Source organism: Micromonospora chokoriensis (assembly GCF_000718555.1).
Taxonomy (GTDB): Bacteria; Actinomycetota; Actinomycetes; order Mycobacteriales; family Micromonosporaceae; genus Micromonospora; species Micromonospora chokoriensis_B.
The window spans coordinates 9,956-21,838 of sequence record NZ_JOAN01000002.1; the positions used below are offsets into that span (position 1 = coordinate 9,956).

An 11,883-nucleotide genomic window follows, 5' to 3' on the forward strand; every position below is an offset into this window, starting at 1 on the left:
CGGCGGGTGTCGTAGGTCGACAGTGACGCTATTGCCGGGGCTCGCCCGGGGCATCGGGGCTGAGCCCGCATCCGGGCCGGTTGAACTAGGGGCTGCGCCACCTCGTACGTTAGGGGGACAGGGGGAAACCGTCCCGGCGAGATTAGGGTCCCGACCAGGGACTGATCTCTGGTACGAACGTAGGAGCCCGCGGGGTTCGCCGGGGGTGGGTCGTCGGGCAGCCGACGCCATCGCCACCGACCGGCCGACTCACGGGGAGAGACAGAGACGATGCCGTACGTCCTGGGGATAGACATCGGAAGCAGCAACACCGCCGCCGCCGTCGCACGGCGACGCGGCACGACCTGGACCCGTCCCGAGGCCGTCGGGCTGGGCGTCGGCTCACCGCTCGTGCCCTCGGTGCTGTGCCTCGCGGAGGACGGCTCGCTGCACGTCGGCGAGCCCGCCACCGACGACGGCAGCCGCACCACCCGGGACTTCGTCCACCGCATCGGCGACGACGTGCCGGTGCTGCTCGGCGGCGAGCCGTGCGCGCCGCAGACACTGACCGCCGAGCTGGCGGCGTGGGTGGTGGAGCGGGTCCACGCCCTGGAGGGCGGGGCGGCCGAGGCGATCGTGCTCAGCCACCCGGCGGGATGGCGTCCCTACCGGCGGGAGGTGCTGCACCGGGCGTTGTCAGACCTCGGCCTACGGCACGTGACGTTGCTGCCCCGCACGGTCACGGTGGCCGAGAGCCACGCCGCTCGCGGGTTCGCGGGCAGCACGGCCGTGGTCTACGCCCTGGGGGGCAACAGCTTCGAGGCGGCTCTGGTGCGTCGCACCCCGCGCGGCACGTACGAGACGTTCGGCACCCCGCAGGGTCTCGACTCGATCGGTGGCGCCGACTTCGACGAGGCACTGGCCGAGCATTCTCGTACGGTGCTGGCCCGGGAGTTGGCCGCGACCGCACGTCGCGGCGCCCAGGCCGCGCTGCGCGGACTGCGCGCGGAGTGTGACCGGGTCAAGCGGGTGCTGACCGTCGACCTCGCGGCCGACGTGGTGCTGACCCTGCCCAGCGGCCCGGCACGGATACCGGTGACCCGGGCGCAGTTCGAGGCGATGATCCGCCCGACGGTGCAGGCCACGGTGGACCTCCTGCTCCGGGTCGTACGCAGCGCCGACCTGTCTGGAGCGCAGCTCGACGGCGTCCTACTGGCCGGCGGCTCCACCCGCGTCCCGCTGGTGACCGAGCTGATCAGCGCGGCCCTTCCGGTGCCCGTCGAGGTGGAGCCGGACGCACAGTTGACCGCCGCCACCGGCGCGGCGATGGCCGCCTGTCAGGTGGTGTCGCCACGCCCTCGCCAGCCGGCGGCGGCGCGCGTTCCGGCCCCGGTCAGCGGCGCCGGGCGGGCCACCATCCCGGCGCCGCGCCGCCCACAGCAGCACACCACCGTCCCGGGCGATCCGCCACCGCGGCCGCCGGTCCGGATCCTCCCACTGGAACTGCCGAAGCCGTCCCGCCTGGCGCTGGCCCGCGCCCGGGGACGCGAAGGACGACCTTAATGATCATGAATGACCTCGCCGCACCGGGGCTGACCCTGGACAAGGGGTTGCAGGCCCTGCTGGACACGGTCGCGCAGAACCCGGCCGGCCCACTCGCCGTCGGCATCGCCGGCCCGGGCGGTCACGGAAAGACCGCACTACTCGCGGAGTTGGAGCGGGTCTACCAGCGGGCCGGGATCGTCGTACGCACGGCCGCCCCGGAGCCGGGTGAACTGGTCGACCCCGACACGGTGCTGCTGATCGACGACGCGCACCTGCTCGACGACGCGCGGGTCGGGGCGCTGCTGGCTCTGGTCGCCACCCGTCGACACCGGTTGGTGGTCGCCCACCGACCGTGGCCACGGTCCGCGTCGTGCAGCGAGTTGGTCGACGCCCTGCGCCGTGAGGGCCAGGCCGTGCTGCTCACGCCGTTCACCCGGGAGCAGACCGCCGCCTACACGCAGCACCTGGGTCGCCCTGCCGACCTGGTCGACTTCGTCCACACGCAGACCGCTGGCGTACCCCGGGATGTGGAGCGGCTGGCCCGCGGCCTGGCCGGCGCGCAGACCCGGTCCGGCGCGATCGTCGACCCGCCCCGATCGGTCATCCTCGAGTTCGGGCCGGACCTGGACGTTGCGCCCACCGCCGTACGACGACTGTTGCTCGCCGTCGCGGCGGGCGGGGCGCTGCCGGTGAGCATGCTCGGCGCGCTGCTGGGCCGGGACCCGGCCGGGGTCGACGAGCTGATCGCCACGACCCGGGCGGCCGGGCTGCTCGGCGCCGACGGTCGGCTCGCGCCGATCGTCCGGCGGGCCGTCGTGACGCTCAGCCCCACCACCGACCGGACGGCGGTCTGGCGGCGGCTCACCGAGTTGCAGCTCGCTCGGGGCGGCGCGGTGTTGCCGCTGGTCCGCTCCCTGCTCGCGGTCGGCGCGCTCGGCGACTGCCCGGCCGCGACCCTGGCCGCCGCGGCGGACGAGGCGCTGGCCGACGAGCCGGCGTTCGCCGCCGAGCTGTTCGCGGCGGCCACGGCGGCCGGACGGCCACCCAACGCCCAGCAGGCGCTCGCCGCCGCGCTCGCCGGTGACCTCGACGACGCCCTTCGGCTTGCGGACCGGCTGCTGGCCACGGCCGCTCCACCAGAGCGCTCCGAGGCGGCAGTGGTCGCAGCTACCGCCCTGGCCCACCGTGGTCACGGCGGTCGCAGCGTCGAGCTGTTCCGGTGGTCGGGCACCGCCTCGGCGGCGGCGTTCGCCACCGTCGGTGGGCTCGCCACCGGCGACCTGGCCGCCACCGCCGAGTCACCAGCGGGTGGCCCGGCGGGCGAACCGCCCACCCTGCACGCCAGCGCTGCCCGACTGATGGCCAATGGGGTACGCGAGAGCGTGACCGGCCCGCCGACCGGCGCGCTCTCCGCGCTCGTGCAGGCCGCCGCGCTGCTGGAGCCGGACGGCCGAGCGGCGCTCCTACCGGACAGCCCGGCGGCCCTCGCCGCGTTGACGGCGGTGCACTGCGGTGAGCTGGAGATCGCCGAGCGGGTGCTGCACCGCGCCCTGGGCGCCGGTGTCGGCGGCCCGCTGATGGCTCGCCGCCACCGACTGTTGCAGGCGTGGATCCTGATGGTCCGTGGCGAGGTCCACGACGCGGCCGAGCGCCTCGCCACGGTGACACTCGACGGGCGGCAGTTGGAGTCACGCGACCAGCTCTTCGCTGCCGCGATCCGGATGGGCATCGGCCGGCGCAACAGTGACCTCGGGGCGCTCAAGCGTGGTTGGGGGCAGGCGCTGGAGGCCGTGGTGCGGCATCCCGTCGACCTGTTCACCCTGTTGCCGCTGGGTGAGCTGGCCATCGCCGGCGCGCGGCTGGGTGACCTGGCCCGGCTGGAGCCGTACCTGCAGCAGGGGCGTTCGCTGCTCGACCGGCTCGGCAACCCGCCACTGTGGAGTGTGCCGCTGCACTGGAGTGGACTGCACGCCGCCATCCTGACCGGCGAGCCGGCGGTCGCCGACGAACACGTCGCGGCGCTGCTCGCCGCAGCGGGCCACAGCCGGTACGCGGCCGTGGTCGCCGCCGCCGCCGAGAGCTGGGTGGAGGTGCTCCGGGGGGTCGTCGATCCGGCCCGGGTGGAGGCCGCCGCCCGAGGGCTGCACGACACCGGGTTGTGCTGGGACGGCGCACGCCTCGCCGGGCAGGCCGCCATCCGCACCGCGGACCGGCGGGCGATGACCAGCCTGCTGGAGTGCGCCCGAGCGTTGCAGGGACGGCCGCCCGGCGGGCAGACACCAACGACCGGTGCGAGCACGACACGGGTCACCGGCCCCACCCAGCCGGGGCTCAGTGATCGCGAGTACGAGGTCGCCGAGCTGGTGCTGGCCGGGTTGACCTACCGGGAGATCGGTGATCGGCTGTTCATCTCGGCCAAGACCGTCGAACACCACGTGGCCCGGATGCGCAACCGGCTGAACTGCGCCAACCGTACCGAGTTGCTGGCGCTACTGCGCACCCTCGTCGCTGACCGGGCCAGCGACACCGCCGGGCAACCGTGGCCGCAGCGGGCACGCCGATGACGCGTGACGACGTTCGGCTGATCCGGACCAGGCTGGCCGTGCTGGCCGCCGTGCTGATCACGCTCTGGTCGTACGCGGCCTACGTGTCCAGCCAGGATGCCGTCGACCTGCTGCGCGTACGGGCACTGGCGGACACGCTGGGACAGCCCATCGACCGCCTGATCCTGGGCCTACAGACCGAACGCCGGATCACCGCAGAGACGATCGCCGGGGCGGGGCAGCCGACGTCCGCCCTGGTCGGGGCACGGGACAGCACGGACCGGGCCGCCGCCGAGATCCGCGAGTTCGCGAAGGGCCGCGACCTTCGGCTGCTCAGCGCCGGCACGGTTCGCGATCGGGCCGGCGAGTTGGTCCGACGGCTCGACGGCCTGGGCACGACCCGCTCCCAGGTGGACACCGGGCGGCTCGACCAGGCCGCGGCGATCGACGGGTACGACGAGGTCATCGACGTCGCCTTCGGGGTGTACGGCCCCGAGTGGGGAGCGTACGAGAGCGGGTTGGCCGCCGACACCCGCGCGGTCATCGCGCTGGCCCGGGCCCGGGAGCTGCTGGCCCGGGAGGACACCCTCGTCAGCGCGGCCCTGACCGGTGCACGGCTCGGCGTCGACGAGCGGCGCAAGCTGACCACGCTCGTCAGCAACCAGCGGTACGCGCGCACCGAGGCGGCGGCGGGGCTTCCGGTCGACGGCCAGCGTGAGTACCAACGACTCGCGGCCGGCCCCGAGTTCGCGGGTCTGCTCGCGCTGGAGGACCGGCTCTTGCTCCAGGCGGACACCGCCAACGCCCTGGCCGGTGTCACCGTCGAGGGCTGGCGGGCCGTCGCGGACGCCACCCTCGGCGCGTTGCAGACACTTGTGACGAGCACCGCCCGCAGCAGCGTCGAGCGGGCCACGCCGGGTGCCGCGGTGCTCGTCGCGCGCACCGGGGCCGTGGTGGGGCTCGGCCTGATCGTCGTGCTCGTGCTCCTGTTGAGCTGGGCGGGCACCATCCGACGCCTGACCGACGAGCTGACCAGGCCGAGAGCTGAACCCCTGGCACAGATGCAGGACCCCCCGAACCCGGCACACAACACCGAGCGGGAGCTGTTCCTGCGGCTGACCCGACGCAACCAGGTCCTGCTGCGCGATCAACTCAGCCTGTTGGACGGGATGCAACGCCGGGAGCGGTCCGCCGAGGAGACCAGCGAGCTGTTCCAGCTCGACCACCTCGCCACCCGGATCCGACGCAACGTGGAGAAACTGATCACCCTGGCCGGTGCGACACCGGCCCGCCGCTGGCGACGCCCGGTGCCACTGCTCGACGTGGCACGTGGTGCGGTCGCCGAGGTGCCGGATTATCACCGGGTCCTGATCGCGCCGCACTGGCCCTGGTCGCTCGCGGGGCCGGCCGTCACCGACGTCATCCACCTGCTGGCGGAGCTGATCGAGAACGCCCTGGCCTGCTCCGGGGCGGACACCACCGTCCGGGTCAGCGGCGAGCAGCGACCGCAGGGATGCGCCGTCCTGGTCGTCGACGACGGGCCCGGCCTGGACGCCGCCGCGCTGACCGAGGCGAACCACCTGCTCAGCAACCCGCCACCGGACGCCCCGCCCACGGATGAGGCAGGTTGGTGGGCCGCCGCCGTCCTGGCTGGCCGGTGTGGCGCCCACGTCTCGCTGCGTCCCAGCCAGCGCGGTGGGACGGCCGCCATCGTGCTCCTCCCGGCCCGGCTGGTCGCAGCCAGCGACACCGGCCGCGCGCCGGCCAGCGCACCACCCGACACCCCGTACCCACCGGCCCGCACCGACGCCGACCTGCCCGACCCGAACGGCGGCGGCGCGCTGCCGACTCGGGTTCGCCACTCCGGGCCGACCGGCCCGGAACACGGTAGGACCAGCCTCGACACGGTCGAGTTGCCAATCGCGAGAACAGCAAGGAGACATAAATGACGTCTGCAGTGGCCACCGAGGACGGCCTGACCGACGCCCTGAACAGCCTGGTGGACCGGGTGCACGGCGCGGAGTTCGCCGTGGTGCTCTCCCCGGACGGGTTGCCGCTGGGCGGCTCCCGGCGAGTGGGGGCCAAGCTGGCCGAGCAGATCTCCGGTGTGGTCGCCGGTCTGATCGCGTTGGGGCTGGCCGCCACCCGGACCTGCGACGGGGGTGGTCTGCGTCAGGTCGTGGTGCAGATGTCGCGAGCGTTCCTGTTCATCGCCACCATTCCGAACGGAACCATCCTCACCGTGCGGATCGCCGGTGACGACGTAGAGGTCGGCGACATGGCGTACGAGGTGGCGCTCTTCGTGGGGCAGGCCGAGCGGCACCTGCCGATCACTCTGGGACCGGCCTCCTCGGTGACGATCGGGGACACGGGTGTACTCCAGCGGCGCCGCTGACGAGGCGTGGTACGACGACGACGCGGGCCCGGTCGCCCGGCCGTACACGATGACCGGGGGGCGCACCGCGCCCGCACGCGGCCAGTTCGACCTGATCTCACTGGTCGTCGCCCGGCGGGGGGTCACGCCCCCGGCACCGCTCTTCCCTGAACAGGCGCGGATCGTCGAGCTGTGTCACGATCCAGTGTCGGTGGCTGAGGTCGGCGCCGAGTTGGACCTTCCGTTGGGGACGGTCCGGGTGCTGCTCGGCGACCTGCTCACAGCCGGTCTGATCGAGACGCACGAACCGCCGATGCTGTCGGAGCTGCCGACCGAGGACCTGCTTGAGGCGATCCTCGTCGGGCTTCGCGCTCTGTGACCGGGCAGGTGCCATCCGCGACCCGGACGGATCGCGGGCACGCGCCCGGCGACGACTTGAAGGAGAGACAGGCAGTGCCGGCAACACCACCCCAGCCACGCCGAACCGTGGCGATCATCCTGCTGGATCGGGTCGTGGCCCTCGTCACGACCGCCCGGCGGGTGCTCACCGGCCAGGAGGACGTCTCGCGGGCCACCTGGGTGGCCGTCATCGCGGCGCTCGGGGTGCTGGCCGCGACGGCCATCTCCGTCGTCGGGCTGCTGCGTACGCCGGAGAAGCTGACACCGGTGGCCCTCGACCCGCCGCCGCCGGTGCAGCAGGTGACTTCGCCGCCCGGCACGCCCCGGGCGCAGGCCCAACCGGCTCTCACCAGTCCGGCGGTGCCCGCTCCCCCGCCCGCCTCGGCCTCCTCGGTGCCACCGGCCGTCACGGCGTCGACCCGGCCCACGCCGACCGGTGCGACCGCCGTACCCACCCCGGCGGCCCTGACCGCCGACTTCGCCATCACGGACAACGCCCTGCTCAGCTACGGCGCGAGCGTGACGATCGGCAACCCGGGGCCGGTGCCGGTGCCGCGCTGGACGCTTGTCGTCACCCTGCCCCGGGAGTCGCTGGGGGTCAGCGGGGTCGAGGGCGCCCAGGCCAGTCGGGACGGTGCGGTGTGGACGTTCGTGCCGGACGGGGACGCCGGTCAGGTGGCCGGCAACGCCTCGGTCCGGGTGACGTTCCGAGTCAATGGTTCGTTGACGGGTTCCGCCCCGAAGGCGTGCACCATCGACGGGGTCGCCTGCGCCGGCCTAACGAACTGACCACCCAGCGTTCCGGCGGCAGCCATGCGTGCTTGATGATCAGTTCGGGTGTGCTTCGTACCGTTCCGAGCATGACTGTCCTACCCGCATCAGGCACCCTGCGTACTCGGGCCGCCGCCTCCGTCGCCGCCCTCGCCGTCACCGGCGCTGCCGTCGCGGTCGCCGTCGCGACCTCGTCGCCCGCCACCGCCGAGCCGGGCCACGTCGTCGTCTCGGAGAACTTCTCGGCCGGGTCGCTGCCCGCCGGCTGGAACGCGGTCGACGGTGCCTGGAAGGTCGAGAACGGCCGGCTGTACGGAACCTCCGCCAGCTCCAGCGAGAACAACAAGATCACTTTCGGTCGGCACCTGAACGATTTCCGCCTTGAGGCGACCATGCGCTTCGAGTCGGTCTCGGCGGCCACCCGCTGGGCCTCGCTCGGCATCGACGTCCCCGCCAACGGCGCCACCCCCTGGTGGATCGCCACCATGCGCAGCGGCACCACCGCCGCCAACGGTCTCGAGTTCGCCCAGCGGACCACCGCCAACGCCTGGGTCGTGACGAACACCGCCTCCGCCCCGTCCGCCGCCGGCACCGGTCGGGACGTCCGCGTCGCCGTCGAGGTGCACGGCAACCAGGCTCGCTGGATCTTCGACGGGCGGGAGGCGATGCGCACGAGCAGCCTCCAGCGCTCCGCCGATGGCGTCCAGGGCCTCTTCGTCAACGGCGCGACCGTCTCGTACGACGACGTCACCGTCACCGAGCTGGCGCCGAACGGCTACCTGCGCCCCGAGGGCAGCCCATTCACCGTGATCGCCCACCGGGGCGCGTCCGCCGCCGCGCCGGAGAACACCCTCGTCGCCCAGGAGATCGCCCGCAAGGGGGGCGCCGACTGGATCGAGAACGACGTCCAGCCGAGCAAGGACGGCATCCCGTTCATCCTGCACGACGGCACCGTCGACCGGACCACCGACGGCACCGGCAACATCCGGGACCTGACCGCCGCACAGATCAAGGCCCTCGACGCCGGCTCCTGGTTCGGCCCGCAGTACGTCGGCGAGCGGGTGCCCACCCTCGCCGAGCAGCTCGCCGACCTGCGGACCCGGGGCGGCAACCTGCTCGTGGAGATCAAGGGCAAGCACACCCGGGAGGAGGTCGCCACGATCATCCAGGTGATCCGGGACGAGCAGATGATGGGCCGGGTCTTCATCCAGAGCTTCGAGGTCGACGCTCTGAAGTACACCTACGAGATCGCCCCCGAGCTGCCGCTCGGCCTGCTGCGCAGCACCCTCGACGCCGACCCGGTGGCGATCGCGAAGGAGCTGCACCTGACCGCGTACAACCCGGATGGCAATGCGCTGCTGGCCAAGCCGGAGGTTGTCGCCCCACTGCACGCCGCCGGGGTCGCCGTGATGGCCTGGACGATGGACTCCGCCGGCCTGTGGCAGCGCCTGGAGCGGATCGGCACCGACGCGATCATCACCAACCGCGCGGCCGAGCTGGTCGGCTGGAACTCGGCGTTCGTCCAGCGGGCCTCCGCCGAGCCGACCGTGGAGATCACCTCGCCGGCCAACGGGGCTCGACTGGACCGGGCGCAGTCCCCGGTGATCGCCATCGCCGCGACCAACGCGGACACCGTCACCGTCACGCTGGACGGTAAGAAGTCGGCCGCCGGACGCAAGCTGGACCTGGCCAAGCTGGCCGCCGGCAAGCACACCATCGCCACCGAGGCGACCGGGCCCGAGGGCACCGCCACCGCGAGCAGCACCTTCACCGTGACGGTGAGCCAGGCCGGTCTCGGCTACCTGATCCTCACGTCCGCCGCCGACCCGGCCGCCGTCACCGCGATGACCACCAAGCTGGCCCACGCCCAGTACGCCGAGCTGGCCAGCTACGCCGACCGGCAGGCCGGCAAGCTGGTGCCGGCCGAGGTCGCCAGCGTCATCGCCGCCGACGCCCGTACCCTCGCCCTGAAGTAGACGTCGCGCGCCGGTCCCCGCCGTCGCCCTGGCGTCGGGGACCAGCGCAACTCAGTGGACGGTGACGGGCGGCTCGACCCGCTCACCCTGCTGCCGCAGGGCCGGCAGCGCCGGGGCGAGTGCCACAAGCATGCACAGGCCGCCGATCGGGAGCAGATCGAGGGTGACCACCGGCAAGACGATGCCGGCGAAGAGCAGCGGCACGCTCCACCAGGGCAGCCGCCGCTTGGCGGCGAGCATGCCGGCGAGGACGACCAGGCCGAGGAAGAAGAACTGGGGTACGACGTCGTAGAAGGCCACCTGCACGCCGGGGATGTCCTTGAAGTCCGCGCCGAGCCTGGACATCTCCGCCCGGTCCGCGGCCAGGAGCCCCTCCACGATGTCGGCGACGAACTGCACCATCGTCGCGGCGAGCCCGATCAACGTGAAGGCCACCGTGCCGGTGCGCCAACGACTGCGGGGCAGCAGGCGGGACAGCGCGAGGACTCCCGGAACGAAGAACACCATGCCGGCGAGGGCGACCAGGTGCGCGGCCTGCCAGTCGAGGCCGGGGCCGTACACCCCGTCAGATCTTGCCCAGAGACGGACGAGGCCGTAGGCCGTGATGCCGACCGGACCGGCCAGCACGTAGAGCGCAGCGCGTTTCATGCCCGCCATCATCTGGTCGCGGGCGCCCACCCGGCCTCCGGGAACTCCCCTCCCCCGGCCCCGGCTTCCGTCTCAGGTCTTCCACCGAGCGACCCTTAGTCGTCGGTGGTGAGGGCCGCCGGGGCGTCGAGGACCAGCCTCACGAGGCGCTCGGCGAGGTCCTCGTCGAGCGGCGTTCCGATCATCAGTCGGCGGTACACGACGGCGCCCGCCCACAGGTCCTGGACCAGGTCGGTGTCGAGGTTGGCGGGCAGGTCGCCGCGCTGGATGCCGCGCCGCAGCGCGACGGCGATGTTCTCCCGCTTGCGATGCAGGAAGGCCCCCCGGAAGCGTTCCATCAACTGGGGGTTGGGCAGGAGGCTGGCGGCGAGCGCGGGGAGCGCGGCGGCGAACTCCTCGTTGGCGTAGTTGTCGATCGTCATGTCGACGGCGCGGCGCAGCTCGGCGCGGGTGTCGCCGAGGTCGGGGATCTCGTCGCTGCGGAAGATGTCGGCGAGCGCGTCGGCGAGCAGCATCTCCTTGCTCGTCCACCAGCGGTAGATGGTCGACTTGCCCACCCCGGCCTCGGCGGCGACCGCCTCGATGGTGAGGGCCCCGTAGCCGAGTCGGGCCAGGACGTCCCGCGCCGCGCTGAGGATCTTGCCGGCCGAGCGCGGGGCCGCCGCCGGATCCGAACTGAAAGCCAATGCCATGAACGAGACGATACGTTTCGTTGCAGTGCTCGGTCAAGGCGTGCTAGCGTTCCCTCAGCGAAACGATACGTTGCGTATCGCTTGATGGAAGGAGCTTCGGCATGCAGGGATACACCTACCCCCTCTCCCCCCGTGGCGTGGCCAACCTGGCACCCGCCCCGCCCTGGCACTACGCCGGCACCGCCATCGGCGTCGAGTTCTTCACCGACCCCGCCGCAGCCCAGGCGACCCTCCCCGAAGGGCTCACCCTCGACCCGGAGAGCCCCGGACGCGGCCTCGCGATGTTCGTAGACTGGCAGTACACCGCCAGCGGGCAGGAATACCTCGACCCGGCCCGCAGCCAGTACCGCGAGTTCTTCGTCACCCTCGACGCCCGCTGGAACGACACCCCGGTCGCGTGGTGCCCCTACATCTACGTCGACAACGACGCCGCCCTGGCGCGTGGCTGGGTGCAGGGCTTCCCCAAGAAGCTCGGCACCGTCCACCAGACCCGCGCGTACCCCATCGGCGGACCCGCCACCCCGGTCGTCGGGCCGAGCGGCCAGTTCGGCGCCACCGCCTCGGCGGTCGGGCAGCGCATTGCGGAAGCCCAGGTCACCCTGCGGCAGCAGCTGAAGGACCCCACCGCGCTGCTCCGCCGTCCGGTGGTCAACCTGCGCCACTTTCCCCGGCTGGCCGCCGGAGAGCACAACCAGCCCGCCGTGCACGAACTGGTGATGGCGGTCCTCGACGACGTCCAGGTGGCCGACGTCTGGATCGGCACCGGCACGCTGGCATTCCCTCCGGCCCGTGGCGAGGAGTTGGCCGACCTGCCCGTCATCCGCACCGGCATGGGTTTCCGACTCTCACTCGGTTACACGGTCCGGGACCTGAAGACCCTCACCGACTACACCCGCTGAGCCGAAAAGGCGCAGCGCCGGCTGGCGCTGCGCCTTGACCGAGAACGGCCCCGGAGC

At 72.8% G+C, this 11,883-nt stretch carries 10 protein-coding genes; 8 read left to right on the forward strand and 2 right to left on the reverse strand.

The window, feature by feature from the left end; genetic code table 11:
- The first annotated feature begins 270 nt into the window (after positions 1-270).
- The 7 genes from IF46_RS0103615 to IF46_RS0103645 all read left to right on the forward strand — a co-directional run bounded on the left by IF46_RS0103615 (position 271) and on the right by IF46_RS0103645 (position 9,587).
- Complete coding sequence (locus IF46_RS0103615) at positions 271-1,542, forward strand: Hsp70 family protein (RefSeq protein ID WP_051723610.1); 1,272 nt, start codon at positions 271-273, stop codon at positions 1,540-1,542.
- Positions 1,542-4,088, forward strand: a complete 2,547-nt coding sequence (locus tag IF46_RS0103620; protein WP_084597739.1) for a helix-turn-helix transcriptional regulator — start codon at positions 1,542-1,544, stop codon at positions 4,086-4,088. The genes IF46_RS0103615 and IF46_RS0103620 overlap by 1 nt, the downstream gene beginning before the upstream one ends.
- Positions 4,085-6,016 carry a nitrate- and nitrite sensing domain-containing protein gene (locus IF46_RS0103625; RefSeq protein WP_157562549.1) on the forward strand — a complete coding sequence of 644 codons (1,932 nt, stop codon included), beginning with the start codon at positions 4,085-4,087 and terminating at the stop codon, positions 6,014-6,016. The genes IF46_RS0103620 and IF46_RS0103625 overlap by 4 nt, the downstream gene beginning before the upstream one ends.
- Positions 6,013-6,462: a roadblock/LC7 domain-containing protein gene (locus IF46_RS32150; protein WP_030486823.1), complete on the forward strand. Its 450-nt coding sequence runs from the start codon at positions 6,013-6,015 to the stop codon at positions 6,460-6,462. Before IF46_RS0103625 ends, IF46_RS32150 begins: the two co-directional genes overlap by 4 nt.
- Positions 6,440-6,820 carry a DUF742 domain-containing protein gene (locus IF46_RS0103635; RefSeq protein ID WP_030486824.1) on the forward strand — a complete coding sequence of 127 codons (381 nt, stop codon included), beginning with the start codon at positions 6,440-6,442 and terminating at the stop codon, positions 6,818-6,820. Before IF46_RS32150 ends, IF46_RS0103635 begins: the two co-directional genes overlap by 23 nt.
- Before the next feature lie 74 nt (positions 6,821-6,894).
- Positions 6,895-7,629 carry a cellulose binding domain-containing protein gene (locus tag IF46_RS0103640; protein ID WP_198041341.1) on the forward strand — a complete coding sequence of 245 codons (735 nt, stop codon included), beginning with the start codon at positions 6,895-6,897 and terminating at the stop codon, positions 7,627-7,629.
- A gap of 71 nt (positions 7,630-7,700) precedes the next feature.
- A complete protein-coding gene (locus tag IF46_RS0103645; RefSeq protein ID WP_030486826.1) occupies positions 7,701-9,587 on the forward strand; it encodes a glycerophosphodiester phosphodiesterase in 1,887 nt (628 codons plus the stop codon).
- Positions 9,588-9,638: 51 nt separating this feature from the next.
- Here the strand turns inward: IF46_RS0103645 and IF46_RS0103650 are convergent, their stop codons facing one another.
- Entirely contained in the window at positions 9,639-10,235 is a 597-nt protein-coding gene (locus tag IF46_RS0103650; RefSeq protein ID WP_157562551.1) for a hypothetical protein, read from the reverse strand.
- Positions 10,236-10,330: 95 nt separating this feature from the next.
- On the reverse strand, positions 10,331-10,927 hold the full coding sequence (locus IF46_RS0103655) for a TetR/AcrR family transcriptional regulator (RefSeq protein ID WP_030486828.1): 597 nt from the start codon (positions 10,925-10,927) through the stop codon (positions 10,331-10,333).
- Positions 10,928-11,028: 101 nt separating this feature from the next.
- On the opposite strand from IF46_RS0103655, the gene IF46_RS0103660 reads away from it, so the two are divergent.
- Complete coding sequence (locus IF46_RS0103660; protein WP_030486829.1) at positions 11,029-11,826, forward strand: acetoacetate decarboxylase family protein; 798 nt, start codon at positions 11,029-11,031, stop codon at positions 11,824-11,826.
- The last annotated feature ends 57 nt before the right edge of the window (positions 11,827-11,883 follow it).